This window comes from Streptomyces sp. NPDC107546 (assembly GCF_055639175.1).
Genome location: NZ_JBVKBA010000035.1, coordinates 24,087 through 39,648, shown reverse-complemented (window position 1 = coordinate 39,648; position 15,562 = coordinate 24,087). Strand labels below are relative to the sequence as shown.

General features: G+C 71.3%; 15 protein-coding genes. 3 read left to right on the top strand and 12 right to left on the bottom strand.

Translation table 11 applies throughout. The annotated features are described in order from the left end of the window. Nucleotides 1-45 precede the first annotated feature (45 nt). Complete coding sequence (locus ACZ7L1_RS33030) at nucleotides 46-2,565, bottom strand: ATP-dependent Clp protease ATP-binding subunit (protein WP_471442487.1); 2,520 nt, start codon at nucleotides 2,563-2,565, stop codon at nucleotides 46-48. Between the two features lie 429 nt (nucleotides 2,566-2,994). Between ACZ7L1_RS33030 and ACZ7L1_RS33025 the strand changes: the two genes are divergently transcribed. Next, nucleotides 2,995-3,627, top strand: a complete 633-nt coding sequence (locus ACZ7L1_RS33025) for an SCO3374 family protein (RefSeq protein ID WP_471442486.1) — start codon at nucleotides 2,995-2,997, stop codon at nucleotides 3,625-3,627. On the opposite strand, the gene ACZ7L1_RS33020 is transcribed toward ACZ7L1_RS33025, so the two are convergent. The 10 genes from ACZ7L1_RS33020 to ACZ7L1_RS32975 form a co-directional block, all read right to left on the bottom strand. Then, the gene (locus ACZ7L1_RS33020) at nucleotides 3,606-3,944 is read right to left on the bottom strand and encodes a histone-like nucleoid-structuring protein Lsr2 (protein WP_263231234.1); all 339 of its coding nucleotides are present in this window, start codon (nucleotides 3,942-3,944) and stop codon (nucleotides 3,606-3,608) included. The genes ACZ7L1_RS33025 and ACZ7L1_RS33020 overlap by 22 nt on opposite strands. Before the next feature lie 252 nt (nucleotides 3,945-4,196). Next, on the bottom strand, nucleotides 4,197-4,730 hold the full coding sequence (locus tag ACZ7L1_RS33015; RefSeq protein ID WP_471442485.1) for an amino-acid N-acetyltransferase: 534 nt from the start codon (nucleotides 4,728-4,730) through the stop codon (nucleotides 4,197-4,199). 9 nt (nucleotides 4,731-4,739) lie between these two features. Then, a complete protein-coding gene (locus ACZ7L1_RS33010) occupies nucleotides 4,740-5,168 on the bottom strand; it encodes a BlaI/MecI/CopY family transcriptional regulator (RefSeq protein WP_471442534.1) in 429 nt (142 codons plus the stop codon). A gap of 229 nt (nucleotides 5,169-5,397) precedes the next feature. Then, nucleotides 5,398-5,577, bottom strand: coding sequence for a hypothetical protein (locus ACZ7L1_RS33005; protein WP_471442484.1), 180 nt, complete (start codon nucleotides 5,575-5,577; stop codon nucleotides 5,398-5,400). Nucleotides 5,578-5,833: 256 nt separating this feature from the next. Further along, nucleotides 5,834-6,544 carry a hypothetical protein gene (locus ACZ7L1_RS33000; RefSeq protein WP_471442483.1) on the bottom strand — a complete coding sequence of 237 codons (711 nt, stop codon included), beginning with the start codon at nucleotides 6,542-6,544 and terminating at the stop codon, nucleotides 5,834-5,836. A 201-nt stretch (nucleotides 6,545-6,745) separates the two neighbouring features. Beyond that, complete coding sequence (locus tag ACZ7L1_RS32995; protein WP_471442482.1) at nucleotides 6,746-7,549, bottom strand: type III pantothenate kinase; 804 nt, start codon at nucleotides 7,547-7,549, stop codon at nucleotides 6,746-6,748. Between the two features lie 10 nt (nucleotides 7,550-7,559). Further along, nucleotides 7,560-8,537: a carboxylating nicotinate-nucleotide diphosphorylase gene (gene nadC / locus ACZ7L1_RS32990; protein ID WP_471442532.1), complete on the bottom strand. Its 978-nt coding sequence runs from the start codon at nucleotides 8,535-8,537 to the stop codon at nucleotides 7,560-7,562. A gap of 5 nt (nucleotides 8,538-8,542) precedes the next feature. Then, complete coding sequence (locus tag ACZ7L1_RS32985) at nucleotides 8,543-10,258, bottom strand: L-aspartate oxidase (protein ID WP_471442481.1); 1,716 nt, start codon at nucleotides 10,256-10,258, stop codon at nucleotides 8,543-8,545. Further along, entirely contained in the window at nucleotides 10,255-11,295 is a 1,041-nt protein-coding gene (gene panC / locus ACZ7L1_RS32980) for a pantoate--beta-alanine ligase (protein ID WP_471442479.1), read from the bottom strand. Before panC ends, ACZ7L1_RS32985 begins: the two co-directional genes overlap by 4 nt. Beyond that, nucleotides 11,292-12,224 carry a Rossmann-like and DUF2520 domain-containing protein gene (locus ACZ7L1_RS32975; RefSeq protein WP_471442477.1) on the bottom strand — a complete coding sequence of 311 codons (933 nt, stop codon included), beginning with the start codon at nucleotides 12,222-12,224 and terminating at the stop codon, nucleotides 11,292-11,294. Before ACZ7L1_RS32975 ends, panC begins: the two co-directional genes overlap by 4 nt. Nucleotides 12,225-12,396: 172 nt before the next feature. On the opposite strand from ACZ7L1_RS32975, the gene ACZ7L1_RS32970 reads away from it, so the two are divergent. Continuing rightward, nucleotides 12,397-13,641: a threonine aldolase family protein gene (locus tag ACZ7L1_RS32970; RefSeq protein ID WP_471442475.1), complete on the top strand. Its 1,245-nt coding sequence runs from the start codon at nucleotides 12,397-12,399 to the stop codon at nucleotides 13,639-13,641. A 54-nt stretch (nucleotides 13,642-13,695) separates the two neighbouring features. Continuing rightward, complete coding sequence (locus ACZ7L1_RS32965) at nucleotides 13,696-14,802, top strand: DUF5937 family protein (protein ID WP_471442474.1); 1,107 nt, start codon at nucleotides 13,696-13,698, stop codon at nucleotides 14,800-14,802. A gap of 37 nt (nucleotides 14,803-14,839) precedes the next feature. On the opposite strand, the gene ACZ7L1_RS32960 is transcribed toward ACZ7L1_RS32965, so the two are convergent. Next, nucleotides 14,840-15,511, bottom strand: coding sequence for a response regulator transcription factor (locus ACZ7L1_RS32960; protein WP_471442472.1), 672 nt, complete (start codon nucleotides 15,509-15,511; stop codon nucleotides 14,840-14,842). Nucleotides 15,512-15,562: the final 51 nt, after the last annotated feature.

The following is a 15,562-nucleotide window of genomic DNA, read 5'->3' as shown; positions in this document are numbered from 1 at the left end:
GACCGGAGTCCCGGGGCAGCCCCTTTTCGTCTCACCCCGGAGGGGTCAGTCCTTGCTCAGGTTCGGACCGCCACCGGCCGCCTGCTCGATCGGCGGGACGTCCGGCAGAGCCGACTTCTCCTCACCGCGGAAGGTGAACTTCTGGGCGTCGCCCTCGCCTTCCGTGTCGACGACCACGATGTGGCCCGGACGCAGCTCCCCGAAGAGGATCTTCTCGGACAGCGTGTCCTCGATCTCGCGCTGGATCGTGCGGCGCAGCGGCCGGGCGCCCAGCACGGGGTCGTAGCCCTTCTTCGCCAGCAGCTCCTTCGCGGACTGGGCGAGCTCGATGCCCATGTCCCGGTCCTTGAGCCGCTCGTCGACCTTGCTGATCATCAGGTCGACGATCGCCAGGATGTCCACCTGGGTGAGCTGCGGGAAGACCACCACGTCGTCGACGCGGTTGAGGAACTCGGGCCGGAAGTGCTGCTTGAGCTCGTCCGACACCTTGTTCTTCATGCGCTCGTAGTTGGTCTTCGTGTCGCCCGCGGCGGCGAAGCCGAGGTTGAAGCCCTTGGAGATGTCCCGGGTGCCGAGGTTGGTCGTCATGATGATGACCGTGTTCTTGAAGTCCACGACCCGGCCCTGGGAGTCGGTCAGGCGACCGTCCTCCAGGATCTGCAGGAGCGAGTTGAAGATGTCCGGGTGAGCCTTTTCGACCTCGTCGAACAGGACCACCGAGAACGGCTTCCTCCGCACCTTCTCCGTGAGCTGGCCGCCCTCCTCGTAGCCGACGTAGCCGGGGGGCGAACCGAACAGACGGGAGACCGTGTGCTTCTCGCTGAACTCCGACATGTCGAGGGAGATCAGCGCGTCCTCGTCACCGAACAGGAACTCCGCCAACGCCTTGGACAGCTCGGTCTTACCGACGCCGGACGGGCCGGCGAAGATGAACGAACCACCCGGACGCTTCGGGTCCTTCAGGCCCGCACGCGTACGGCGGATCGCCTTCGACAGCGCCTTGACGGCGTCCACCTGGCCGATGACCCGCTTGTGGAGCTCGTCCTCCATGCGGAGCAGGCGGCTGGACTCCTCCTCGGTCAGCTTGAAGACCGGGATGCCCGTGGCCGTGGCCAGCACCTCGGCGATCAGCTCGCCGTCGACCTCGGCGACGACGTCCATGTCGCCGGCCTTCCACTCCTTCTCCCGCTTGGCCTTCGCGGCGAGCAGCTGCTTCTCCTTGTCGCGGAGAGAAGCCGCCTTCTCGAAGTCCTGGGAGTCGATCGCGGACTCCTTGTCCCGGCGAACGGCCGCGATCTTCTCGTCGAACTCGCGAAGGTCCGGCGGCGCGGTCATCCGGCGGATGCGCATCCTCGATCCGGCCTCGTCGATCAGGTCGATCGCCTTGTCCGGCAGGAAGCGGTCCGAGATGTAGCGGTCGGCCAGGGTGGCGGCCTGGACCAGGGCCTCGTCCGTGATGGAGACGCGGTGGTGCGCCTCGTAACGGTCGCGCAGACCCTTGAGGATCTCGATGGTGTGCGGCAGGGACGGCTCCGCGACCTGGATGGGCTGGAAGCGGCGCTCCAGGGCCGCGTCCTTCTCCAGGTGCTTGCGGTACTCGTCGAGCGTGGTGGCGCCGATGGTCTGCAGCTCACCGCGGGCCAGCATCGGCTTCAGGATGGAGGCCGCGTCGATGGCGCCCTCGGCGGCACCCGCACCGACCAGCGTGTGCAGCTCGTCGATGAACAGGATGATGTCGCCGCGGGTGCGGATCTCCTTGAGCACCTTCTTCAGGCGCTCCTCGAAGTCACCGCGGTAGCGGGAGCCGGCGACCAGCGCGCCCAGGTCGAGGGTGTAGAGGTGCTTGTCCTTGAGGGTCTCGGGCACCTCGCCCTTGACGATGGCCTGCGCCAGGCCCTCGACGACCGCCGTCTTGCCGACGCCGGGCTCGCCGATGAGCACCGGGTTGTTCTTGGTACGGCGGGACAGCACCTGCATGACCCGCTCGATCTCCTTCTCGCGCCCGATGACCGGGTCGAGCTTGGACTCACGAGCGGCCTGGGTGAGGTTCCGGCCGAACTGGTCCAGGACGAGAGAGGTCGAGGGCGTGCCCTCGGCCGGGCCGCCCGCGGCGGCGGTCTCCTTGCCCTGGTAGCCCGACAGCAGCTGGATGACCTGCTGGCGGACACGGTTGAGGTCTGCTCCGAGCTTGACCAGGACCTGGGCGGCGACGCCCTCGCCCTCACGGATCAGGCCGAGCAGGATGTGCTCCGTGCCGATGTAGTTGTGGCCCAGCTGAAGGGCCTCGCGGAGCGACAGCTCCAGGACCTTCTTGGCACGGGGGGTGAAGGGGATGTGCCCGGACGGGGCCTGCTGGCCCTGGCCGATGATCTCCTCCACCTGCTGGCGGACCGCCTCGAGCGAAATCCCGAGGCTCTCCAGGGCCTTAGCGGCGACACCCTCACCCTCGTGGATCAGGCCCAGGAGGATGTGCTCGGTGCCGATGTAGTTGTGGTTGAGCATCCGGGCTTCTTCCTGAGCCAGGACGACAACCCGCCGCGCGCGGTCGGTGAACCTCTCGAACATCGTTAATCGCTCCTCAGAGCGGTCAGGCAGTGGGGGGAACTTCCCCTCCCTGTCCTTCCGCAGCTTAGTCCCGCAAGCGGGGACCGCTCATTCCAACTGCCGACACCGTCGATGGCCTCCTGACCCCGAACGCCGACATCTGCTCCAACCCGATGGTGCGAGACGATGTTCCCGCAGGCCAGGCAGATACCCCACTCGCCAGTACGCCGATGGCGAACGTGAGACAGCCTTTCCCGCGCAACGCCCCCTCCCACTAGGGATGTCTTACCCGCCGACACCGACACTCCATGCCGCGCGCCCCGTTTCCCTCCGCTACGGGCGAACATCCTTGCGCCGCCGAACACCCCGTACGCCCTTTTTTTCGGCACTTGGCGCAATGGATCGACCACCCAGCGTAACCTGGCGCCGACTCGGGCGGTTGCTCCGTACATGGTCCACACGGTCCACCCGGTGCCCGCCCCGCGAAGGCCACTCGATCCCGGCACGAGCGGCACGGTGCGGCAGTGGTACGAGAACGAGCTGGGCTGGATGACGGCGCCCGGAGAGCCGGTGCGGTTGGTCACCGGGGTGCGCTTCGACGTGCTGGAGGTGCCCGCGGAGGCCGGTTTCGCCGCGCTCAGGCATCTGGGGCCCGCGTCCCCGGTCGCGTTGCACGCCGGGCGGATGCGGCTGCTGGTGGCGGCGGGCAGCGCGGAGGAGCTGCCGGGGCTGCTCGACTGGCTGGAGTGGGGAGCGCTGGCCCTGGACCTCACGGCCACCGGGGCGGGCGGGCAGACGGAGGCGCCGCTGCCGCCGGGATGCGCGTCGGCTTCGCTGCCGGATCCGGCCGACACCCCGGGATCCCGGCCGCTTCCCCTGGACCGGGCCGTTTCACAGGGGGCCGCCGTCTGGCTGCGGCCCCCCGAGCCGGGGTGCGAGGTCGAACAGGTGCTGCCGACGTTGTCGGCCATGGGGGGCGGTGGGGGCGCCCCCGATCTGGTACGGCTGGTCGACACGGTGGCGACGCAGTGCCACCGGGTCCGGCTGCGGCGCGCGTGCGCTCAGCCCATCGCCTTCTCGTAGGCCTCACGGATGGTCGCCGGAACACGGCCGCGGTCGTTGACCTCGTAACCGTTCTCCTTCGCCCAGGCGCGGATCTGCGCGGTGTCCTGGCTGCCACCGGAAGCGGCCGCACGGGCCTTTCCGCGTCCGCCCGAAGCACGGCCTCCGGTACGACGGCCGCCCTTCACATACGGCTCGAGAAGGCCGCGCAGCTTGTCCGCGTTGGCGGTCGTGAGATCGATCTCGTACGTCTTGCCGTCCAGTGCGAACGTGACGGTCTCGTCCGCCTCGCCACCGTCGAGGTCGTCGACAAGAAGGACCTGAACCTTCTGTGCCACCGGATTTCCTTTCATCGATAACTTCAGGGCCGAGGGTCTGCGGCCGGTGCCGCCCGTTTCGCGTCCCCTGTTATATGCAGTACTGCAGTACGTCGGAAAGCAAACCGCTTTTGCCGGAAAAACACAAACCCCCCGGGAGAGACCGACGGGCGTCCGGGAGACCGGAAACATGCGCGTTTCGGACATAGGGAACCTGGGCAAGGTCATCGGGCTGAAGCGCGGCTGAATAGTCCCCCTGCGATCGCCCGGCGATCACAGATGCAGAAGCATCCGGCTGTTGCCCAAGGTGTTCGGTTTCACTCGTTCGAGACCGAGGAACTCCGCCACGCCCTCGTCATAGGAACGCAACAGCTCCGCGTAGACATCCCGGTCGACGGGCGTCTCACCGATCTCCACGAAGCCGTGCTTCCCGAAGAAGTCGACTTCGAAGGTCAGACAGAAAACGCGGCGAACGCCGAGCCACCTGGCGGTCTGCAGCAACTTCTCCAGCAACTGGTGACCCACGCCCAGGCCCCTGGCCTCGGGCATCACCGCGAGAGTGCGGACTTCCGCCAGGTCCTCCCACATCACGTGCAAGGCGCCGCAGCCAACGACCTCGCCGTTGTCGTCGCGTTCCGCGACCCAGAACTCCTGGATGTCCTCGTAAAGCGTGACGGTCGCTTTGTCGAGCAGGATGCCGCGGCGGACGTAGGAGTCGAGGAGGCGGCGCACCGCCGGGACATCGCTCGTCCTGGCCCGTCGGACAGTGATGGCTTTTGCGGCGGCTTCAGGGCGCTTCGCTGGCATGAGCGGACGCTATCGCCCGGTGTCGCCCTCCGCCGAGGCGGGGTTGTTCTGCTCGGGCGTCCCTGCCGGGTTCTCGGGGCCCGTTTCGGCAGTCGGGGGCTCCTGGGTGCTCTCCGGGCCCTGCACGATGCGCATCGCGTCACGGAGTGCCTGTCTCTGTTCGTCGCTCATCATGCCGAAGAAGGCGACAAGCGCGGCGGCCGGGTTGTCGCTCTGCGACCAGGCGTCGTTCATCAGCGCGGCCGCGTAGGCGGCGCGGGTGGAGACCGCCTCATATCGATAGGCCCGGCCTTCCGCTTCCCGGCGGACCCAGCCCTTCTGATGGAGATTGTCCAAAACGGTCATCACCGTGGTGTAGGCGATGGACCGTTCCTGCTGAAGGTCTTCCAGGACTTCTCGAACGGTCACCGGTCGGTTCCACTTCCACACCCGCGTCATGACCGCGTCTTCGAGTTCTCCCAATGGGCGAGGCACGCTTAGCACAATAGTGGGAGAAGTCACCAATGGCTTGCGGGACGTGCACTTACGCGACAAACCACAGCAAAAAGGGCGTACGACTCCTAAACATGCTCAGGGCAACGCGTTCAGCACAACGCGCTCAGGGCATGAGTCGTACGCCCGCCGACACGAGGTGCCGTCCGGCAGGGACCCGAAGGCCGCGAGGGGGTCAGGCGTCGGCGTCCCCGGACTTCCGGGGAGCGCTTTCCGCGTGCGCGAGGGCCGCGTCGACGGCGGCGTCCTCCTTGGCCTTGTTGGCGCCGCCCTGGGTCTTCACGATCACCCGGATGAGCCCGATGAAGAGCACGGCCATGACGACCGGGGGCAGGAGCGCGGAGACGTAGTCCATGCGTCAAGAGTAGCCAGGGGTGTCCGAAGGATCCCGGTCGGGTGGGCGTCACCGGATTGCGCCCGATCCGCGGTCCGTCCTTTCGGCAGGCCCTGGTGCTGTGGCCGGAAAGGTTCACCGGCTCGCGACGCCCGGCACGGCACCTCGCCGCGTTGTCGCACCGCCCGAGTACATCCGGTACGCGGGCGACGCTCCGCCTTGCGACGCACCGCACCGGACGCCGCGAGCTGTCCGGCAAACCTTTCCGGCCACAGCACTAGCCGGCCGCGAGCTGCCCGTGGGAGTGGGCCGGAGGGCTCGGCTTCCGCTTCGGCGGGAAGACCTCGCCGGGGGTCGGGATCGGGCGGCGCGTCGGGCGCGGGCCCTGGGGCTCACGGCGGGGAGCGGGCTTCTCCGGCTTCCGCTCGGGTTTGCGGGTCGGCTCCTCCGGCCGCTCCTCCTCGCTCGCACGGCCGCCGGGAAGCGCCGTCAGACGCGCACGATGGACGGGGACCGCGGCCCTGCGGGGAGTGAGGTGCGCGCGGACGCCGGGCTCGGCCGGTGCCGAGGTCGTCGTACTGGGCGTACGCCGCGACGGGGCGAACGTCGTCTGTTGGGGCACCAGGGCCCGGCAGCGGTCGAGCAGGGCGGCGGCCAGGGGGGTGCCGTGCAGGGCGCGCAGCGCGGCGAGGTCGTCCGGGGTGGGGCGGTAGCCGGCGCGGAGGGCGTCCTGGAGGAGGGTGAGGTAGCCGCCGGCGGCGCCGGGGAGGGCGGCGCGGTAGCGGGTGAGGTCGGCCAGCAGGAAGGCCCTCAGACGGTCCCCCTCGCGTACCGCCGCGTCGACGGACTCGGCGAGGCGGAGGCAGTCCTGGACGTCCTCGGCGGAAGCGGTGCGGGGGTTCAGGGCGAGGGCGAGGGCGCGGCGGAGCACGCGCAGCTCCTCCGCGCCGAAGGCCAGGGCGCCTCGGGATCCGTGTGGCGTGGGCATGCGGGGACGCTACCGCTAATCGGACAAAACGGGTCTCTCCGGGTGTCGTGTCGCTCTGGAGTTCCCCCAGGTGGGGGCGTGGGTGCGCCTGTTCGCCTCGGGCACGTTGCTTCAACGGCGGGTGCCGCGCCGTCGTGGCTTGTCGCGCCCACGCGGCGGAGCCGTATGGCGACACAGTCCCGCGCCCCTTCAGGGCGTGCTTCAGCCGGCCATACGTGACACGTTCCGTTCGTATACCAACCGCAGGCCGATCAGTGTCAGCCACGGTTCGTGTTCGTCGATCACCGCCGACTCGCCCAGGACCATGGGAGCCAGGCCGCCCGTCGCGATGACCGTGACGTCGTCCGGGTCCTCCGCCAGTTCTCTGGCCATGCGGGTGACCACGCCGTCCACCTGGCCCGCGAAGCCGTAGACGATGCCCGCCTGCATCGCCTCGACCGTGTTCTTGCCGATCACCGCGCGCGGCCGGGCCAGTTCGATCTTGCGGAGCTGGGCGCCGCGCACTCCCAGGGCCTCGACGGAGATCTCGATGCCGGGGGCGATGACGCCGCCCGCGTACTCGCCGCGCGCCGAGACCGCGTCGAACGTCGTCGCCGTGCCGAAGTCCACCACGATCGCCGGGCCCCCGTAGAGCTCGACCGCCGCGACCGCGTTGATGATGCGGTCAGCGCCCACCTCCTTGGGGTTGTCCATCAGGATCGGCACGCCGGTCTTGATGCCGGGTTCGACCAGGACGGCGGGGACGTCGCCGTAGTAGCGGCGGGTGACCTCGCGCAGTTCGTGCAGGACGGAGGGGACCGTCGAGCAGATCGCGATGCCGTCGATGCCCTCGCCCAGGTCCTCGCCGAGGAGCGGGTGCATGCCCATCAGCCCCTGCAGGAGGACCGCCAGCTCGTCGGCCGTGCGGCGGGCGTCGGTGGAGATGCGCCAGTGCTCCACGATGTCCTCGCCGTCGAACAGGCCGAGGACGGTGTGCGTGTTGCCTACGTCGATGGTCAGCAGCATGGGGCTCTACCTACTCCGCCGCTCGCAGGTCCAGGCCGATGTCCAGGATCGGGGAGGAGTGCGTGAGCGCCCCGACCGCCAGGAAGTCGACGCCCGTGTCCGCGTACGCCTTGGCGTTCCCCAGGGTCAGGCGGCCCGAGGCCTCCAGCAGGGCGCGGCCCTTGACGATCGCCACCGCCTCCTCGCACTCGGTGGGCGTGAAGTTGTCCAGGAGGATCAGGTCCGCGCCCGCGTCGACGACCTCCCGCAGCTGGTGCAGGGTGTCGACCTCGACCTCGATCGGCACGTCCGGGAACATCTCCCGGACCGCCTGGAAGGCCTGGGCCACGCCTCCGGCCGCGACGACGTGGTTGTCCTTCACCAGGGCCGCGTCCGACAGGGACATGCGGTGGTTGACGCCGCCGCCGCAGCGGACCGCGAACTTCTCCAGGGAGCGCAGGCCAGGCGTCGTCTTGCGGGTGTCCCGTACGCGCGTCTTGGTGCCCTCCAGGGCGTCCGCCCACGCACGCGTGGCCGTCGCGATGCCGGACAGGCGGCAGAGGATGTTCAGCGCGCTGCGCTCGGCGGTGAGCAGGTCACGGGTGCGGGTGGTGACGGTCAGCAGCTTCTGGCCGGCCTCCACCCGGTCGCCGTCGTCCACGTGGCGCTCGACCTCGAACTCGTCGGTGCACACCACGGAGATCACGGCCTCGGCGACCCTGAGGCCCGCCACGACGCCCGCCTCGCGCGCGGTGAAGTCGCCGGTGGCGACCGCCTCCTCGGGGATCGTCGCGACCGTCGTCACGTCCACGCCGTGGTCCAGGTCCTCCTGGATGGCGACGCCCGCGATGTCCTCGACCTCCACCGGGTCGAGTCCGGCGTCGGCCAGGAGCTGGGCGAGCGCGGGGTCGAGCCCGCACTCCAGGTATTCCTCGTCGCCGTCCGCGCCGCAGGCGCAGCCGTCGCCGCAGCCGCCGTTCGAGGCGAGAGGGAGGTCGGGGGTACTCACTTCGGTCACTGCTCCTGGGGACGCTGGAAGGTCGGGGGGAAGTCTGCGGTGTCCGTGGGGTGCACGGCGAGCGATCGGTCGGGATTCAGCCGTACGACGATGTGGCGGCGCCAGTTCGCGTCGTCGCGGTCGGCCCGGTCCTCGCGCCAGTGGCAGCCGCGGGTCTCCTCGCGCAGGAGGGCGGCGGCGACCAGGACGCGGGCCACGCACAGGAGGTTGGTGGCCTCCCAGGTGTCGACGCCGGGCTCGGCGGTCTTGCCGTTCTCGTGGAGGGCGTCGCGGGCCTCGGTGTGGAGCCGCTGGAGCTGGTCGGCGGCCTTGGCCAGGGATTCGGCGGAGCGCAGCACGCCGGCGCCCTCCGTCATGATCCGCTGGATCGCGAAGCGGGCCTCGGGGCCGAGCAGCGGGTGCGCTGGCTTCTCCGAGTACGGGACGGGCTGCGGCACGCGCGCGTGCAGGCCGCTCTCCGTCTGGTCCCGGGCGATGTCGGCGGCGATGCGCTCGGCGTAGACCAGGCCCTCCAGCAGGGAGTTGGAGGCGAGCCGGTTGGCGCCGTGGACGCCCGTGCAGGCGACCTCGCCGCACGCGTACAGGCCCGGCACGGTGGTCCGGCCGTGGGAGTCGGTGCGCACGCCCCCGGAGGCGTAGTGGGCCGCCGGGGCGACCGGGACGGGCTCGGTGACCGGATCGATGCCGTTGGCGCGGCAGGCGGCCAGGATCGTCGGGAAGCGGTGCTCCCACATGTCGGCGCCGAAGTGACGGGCGTCGAGGAACATGTGCTCGGCGTCCTGCTCCTGCATCCGGCGCATGATGCCCTTCGCGACGATGTCCCGGGGCGCGAGTTCCGCAAGCTCGTGCTGCCCGACCATGAAGCGCACCCCGTCGGCGTCCACCAGGTGGGCGCCCTCGCCGCGGACCGCCTCGGAGACGAGGGGCTGCTGGCCCTCCGCGTCCGGGCCGAGGAACAGCACGGTCGGGTGGAACTGCACGAACTCCAGGTCACTGACCTCGGCCCCCGCACGCAGGGCGAGCGCCACTCCGTCGCCGGTGGACACCGAGGGGTTGGTGGTCGCGGAGAAGACCTGGCCCATGCCGCCGGTGGCGAGGACCACGGCGGGCGCGTGCACGGCGCCCACGCCGTCGTGCTGACCCTCGCCCATGACGTGCAGGGTCACGCCCGCGGTACGGCCGTCGGCGTCCGTGAGCAGGTCCAGGACCAGCGCGTTCTCGATCGTGCGCAACCCACGCGCGCGTACCGCCTCCACGAGCGCCCGGGAGATCTCGGCGCCGGTCGCGTCGCCGCCCGCGTGCGCGATGCGGCGGCGGTGGTGCCCGCCCTCGCGGGTGAGCTGGATGCCGCCCTCGTCGTCGGTGTCGAAGTGCGCGCCGGTGGAGATCAGCCGCCGTACGGCGTCGGGGCCCTCGGTGACGAGGATGCGGACGGCCTCCTCGTCGCACAGGCCCGCGCCCGCGACCAGGGTGTCGTCCAGGTGCTGCTCCGGGCTGTCGCCCTCGCCGAGGGCCGCCGCGATGCCGCCCTGCGCCCAACGGGTGGAGCCGTCGTCGAGGCGCGCCTTGGTGACGACGACCGTGTTCAGGCCGGCGGCGTCGCAGCGCAGCGCGGCGGTGAGGCCGGCCACGCCGGAGCCGACCACCACGACGTCGGCGGAGATGGACCAGCCCGGGGCGGGGGCGTGCAGTCGTATGCCTGTGCCGGTCACGAGGCGGCTCCGTGGGGGTCGACGGGTTCGGGTGCTCCGAAGGAGAGCGGGATGTTGTCGATCAGCCGGGTCGTCCCGACCCGGGCGGCGACGGCGAGGACGGCCTCGCCGGTGAAGTCGTCGGGGACGTCGGTGAAGTCCGACGGGTCGACCAGGGCCAGGTAGTCCAGCACCAGTGGCGGGTCCAGCTGGGCGGCCTCGTCCAGGACGAGCTTCGCGGCGGCGCGGACGGCGGCGGGACCGCCGGGCGCGGCCTTGGCGACCGCGTGCGCGTCGGCGGCGGCACGCGACTCGCCTATGGCGCTCAGGGCCTCGGCACGCGCGTGCGTGGCGGGCACCTCCAGGGCGCGTGCGCGCAGCGCCTCCTGGGCGGCGTGCCGGTCGCGGCCCGCGAACAGGGCGCGGGACAGGGCGAGCGCGGTGTGCCGCTCCTGGGGCGAGAGGTAGCGGTTGCGGCTGGACAGGGCGAGCCCGTCCTCCTCACGCACGGTGGGCACGCCGACGATCTCCACACCGAAGTTCAGGTCCCGCACCATCCGGCGGATCAGGGCGAGCTGCTGGGCGTCCTTCTGCCCGTACAGGGCCACGTCGGGGCGGGTGAGGTGGAGCAGCTTGGCGACGACGGTGAGCATGCCGTCGAAGTGGCCCGGGCGGAAGGCCCCTTCCAGGCACTCGCCCATCGGGCCGGCGGAGATCCGCACCTGTGGCTCGCCGCCCGGGTAGACCTCGTCGACGGACGGGGCGAACACCACGTCCGCGCCGGACTGCTCGGCCACCTTCAGGTCGGCGTCCAGGGTGCGCGGGTAGCGGTCGAGGTCCTCGCCCGCGCCGAACTGGAGCGGGTTCACGAAGACGGTGACGATCACGAAGCCCTTTCCGCCGACGTGCTTGCGCGCCGCCCGGATCAGGGTGGCGTGGCCCTCGTGCAGAGCGCCCATGGTCATCACGACGGCGGTGCGTCCCGGCACCGCGTGGTGGTCCTGGACGTACCGCAGGTCATCCGCCGTGGGGGCGAGTTCGAAGGGGCGGCGGCTCATCGGTCTTCCCCGTTCTCGGGCAGGTCGGTGCCGTCGGCGAGGACTCCGAGCAGGTCCTCGGCCAGCTCCGGCTTCAGCAGTCCGTGGGCCAGGGCCCGGTCGGCGGTGGCGCGGGCCATCGCCAGGTAGCCCGCGACGGTCTGGGGGGCGTGCCTGCGCAGCTCGGAGACGTGCGCGGCGACCGTGCCCGCGTCTCCGCGCGCGACGGGGCCGGTCAGCGCCGCGTCGCCGGAGCGCAGCGCGTTGTCCAGGGCGGCGCCCAGCAGCGGGCCGAGCATGCGGTCGGGGGCCTCGACGCCCGCCGTGCGCAGCAGCTCCATGGACTGGGCGACCAGGGTGACCAGGTGGTTGGCACCGAGGGCGAGGGCCGCGTGGTAGAGCGGGCGCATCTCCTCGGCGACCCACTCGGGCTCACCGCCCATCTCGATCACCAGGGCCTCGGCGGCCAGCCGCAGCTCCTCAGGGGCGGTCACCCCGAAGGAGCATCCGGCCAGGCGCTGGACGTCCACGGGCGTGCCGGTGAAGGTCATCGCGGGGTGCAGGGCGAGCGGCAGCGCCCCGGCGCGCAGGGCGGGGTCCAGCACGCGCGTGCCGTACCGCCCGGAGGTGTGCACGAGCAGCTGGCCCGGACGTACGGCCCCCGTCTCGGCGAGGCCCTCCACGAGGCCCGGCAGGGTGTCGTCCGGGACGGTCAGCAGGACGAGTTCGGCACGCTCCATCACCTCGGAGGGCGGCACGAGCGGCACGTCCGGGAGCATCTGCTCGGCGCGCCGTCTGGAGGCGTCCGAGACCCCGGAGACGGCGACCGGGCGGTGCCCGGCGAGCTGGAGCGACGCGGCGAGCGCGGGCCCCACCCGGCCGGCTCCGATCACGCCCACGGTGAGCCGCGCGGGGCGGTCCTTGGGGTCTGGCTGCTGGACTGTACTCACTCGACGGTGGCCTTCCCGTTCCAGTCCGCTCTGGGTACCGGACGATTTCTCGTCATGTTAACGCGATTGGGGGGCGAGACGGCCGGTTGTCCACAGGCTGTGGGTTCCCGCAGGTGGTGGCCGGTATGGAAATCGGGGTGCCGCAGGGACGGGCGCGAGGGATGATCCCGGGATGAGTACGAGGGCGGAGGGGGACATGGCGCGAACGGCCGAACAGGTCGCCGGAGAGCCGGCTCGGGAGGGCGGGGAAGACCCGGCGGAGTCACCCGAGGAGCTGCGGCGCCGGCTGCGGGAGCGTCGGATCGCCGCCTATCGGGGTGCGGAGCGCGTGCTGGCACGCCCGGGGTTCCTGGGGACCCTGCGGGAGCGGCTCGCGCTGCTGGACGGCGCGGAGCGCCTGTACGACCTGGACGAGTCCGGGGACATGTACGGCACGGGGATCGTCGAGGCGCTGGAGGAGCGGGTGGCCGGGCTGCTGGGCAAGGAGGCCGCCGCCTTCTTCCCGACCGGGACCATGGCCCAGCAGGTGGCGCTGCGCTGCTGGGCGGGCCGCACCGGCGACCCCACGGTGGCCCTGCATGCGCTCGCCCACCCCGAGGTGCACGAGCGGAAGGCGTTCAGCGAGGTCAGCGGGTTGCGCCCGGTGTGCCTGACGAGCGAGCCCCGGCTGCCGACCGCCGAGGAGGTGCGCGACTTCGAGGAGCCCTTCGGGGCACTGATGCTCGAACTTCCCCTCAGGGACGCCGGTTTCGTCCTGCCCTCCTTCGAGGAGCTCACCGAGGTCGTCGAGGCGGCGCACGAGCGTGACGCGGTGGTGCATTTCGACGGCGCGCGCCTGTGGGAGACCACGGTCCACTTCGGCCGTCCGCTGGAGGACATCGCGGGCCTCGCGGACAGCGTCTACGTGTCGTTCTACAAGTCCCTCGACGGGTACGGCGGCGCGGCGCTCGCGGGCCCCAGGAGCCTTGTCGACGAGGCGAAGACCTGGCGGCACCGCTACGGCGGCGCGGTCTTCCAGCAGTTCCCGACGGTGCTGTCGGCCCTGGCGGGCCTGGAGCGGGAACTGCCCCGGCTGCCGGAGTACGTGCGCCACGCGCGCGTGGTGGCCGCCGCGCTGCGCGAGGGGTTCGCGGCGGCGGGGCTGCCGTGGGCGCGGGTGCACCCCGACCCGCCGCACACCCACGAGTTCCAGGTGTGGCTGCCGTACGACGCGGACGTCCTCACTCAGGCCGCCGTGCGCCAGGGAGAGGAGACGGGGACGCTCCTGTTCGCCAACCCCTGGGACCGAGGCGGTCCGGGCCTTGCCTTCACCGAGGTCTACGTACGCGCCGCCGCCCAGGAGTGGACGACGGACGACGTGAAGAAGGCGGCGGTGGAGTTCGTGGAGCGGCTGCCGGGAGTCGACGGGTCCGTTTGACCGCGTCCGTCAAACGAGGGCGGCTCTGTCAGTGGCGGGGTGCACCATGAGTCCATGAGCGTGGACATCGACATCAGCGGGCTGCGGCCGGAGAGGGTTTCCGTCGTGCCCTCTCCCCTGGCCGAGCTCAGCATGGCGCTGCACGCACTGGCCGAGCCGGGGCACCATCCGGGCCTTCAGGGATGGGTGACGGGCGTGACCGCCCGGCTCGACTCGCACCTGGCCGACCGGATGTGCGAGGCCGACTTCCTGTGGCGGACCACGTTCTCGGACCTGTTCCTGCCCTACGCGGGCATCCCGGGCCGCGCGGCCCTTCCCGGCGCCACCCTCGCCGAGGACATGGACCTGCTGGACAAGCTCAGCGACGAGCAGTTCGTGGACGCGGCCCTGGAGTTCACCTGCGCCACCTGCTACAGCACGCCCGGCCCGACGGCGCTCTCGGACGCCGGGGTACGGGGGCGCGCCCTGGAGCTGGCCGCCGCGCGAGGGCCTCGCCAACTGCGCTTCACGGAGCGGCTGCTGGCCGACCCACCGCGCACTCGGGCCTGGCTGCGGCAGTTCCTTCAGGACTGCGACGAGGCGTTCTTCGCCGACGCCTGGTCGCGGCTGCGCCACCAGCTCGCTGCGGACGCCCGCCACAAGACGGACCTGCTGCGGCGCAAGGGCCTGGCGGAGGCGCTGGCGGCTGTGTCGCCCGCCGTGACACTGGAGGGGACGAAGGACCGGATCGTCGTGGACAAGCTCGGTGAGGGCCGCACCGCCACCGGGGACGGCGGTCTGCTGCTCGTCCCGACGAGCCTCGGCTGGCCGCACCTGATGGTCCTTCACCGCCACGGCTGGCAGCCGGTGCTGCACTACCCGGTCGCGTCCCCCGAGCTGTCGGCGCCGCCCTCGCTGGAGCAGCTGACCCTGCGGATGACCGCCCTGTCCCACCCGGTGAGGATGCGCATCTGCCGCCATCTGGCCCGCAGCGCGTACACGACGAGCGAGCTGGCGCAGGCGCACGGAATGACCGCTCCCGAGATATCCCGGCACCTGGGCGTCCTGAAGAAGGCCGGTCTGATCACCACCCGTCGCCGCGGCCGGTACGTCCTGCACCAGATGGACGTCACGGCGGTGGCCCGGCTCGGCAGCGACTTCCTGGAGGGCATCCTCAGGTAGGCGCGCACCGGACCGGCCGGCCGCAGCACAGTGGTGCTCAGCCGTGCCCGCCGGCCCGGACGAGCCCCGTCTCGTAGGCGAGGACGACCACCTGCACCCGGTCCCTGAGCCCCAGCTTGGTCAGGATGCGGCCCACATGGGTCTTCACGGTCGCCTCGGACAGCACCAGCCGGGCCGCGATCTCGCCGTTGGACAGGCCCTGGGCCACCAGCACCATGACCTCGCGCTCGCGGTCGGTGAGCCGGCCCAGCTCCTTGTGCCGGGGCTCGGTGCTGCCGCCCGGCAGCATCGGTGCGAACCGGTCGAGCAGACGACGGGTCGTGGACGGCGCGACCACGGCGTCGCCGCTGTGCACGGCACGGATGGCGGCGAGCAGTTCGCCGGGCGGCACGTCCTTGAGCATGAAGCCGGAGGCGCCCGCCTTCAGCCCCGAGAACGCGTACTCGTCGAGGTCGAACGTGGTGAGGATCAGAACCTTGGGCGGGTTCGGGTCCGCGCAGATGCGGCGGGTCGCCTCCACTCCGTCCAGCTTCGGCATGCGCACGTCCATCAGCACCACGTCGACCTCGGTCGAACGCAGCACCTGAAGGGCCTCGACGCCGTCACCCGCCTCCGCGACGACCTCCATGTCCGGCTGGGCGGCCAGCACCATCCGGAACCCGGTGCGCAGCAGCACCTGGTCGTCGACGAGCATCACGCGGATCTGCATGGCGGGGGTCCTCCGGTAGGTGGGTGTCGGGCGGGCTGGGGGCCGGGCATG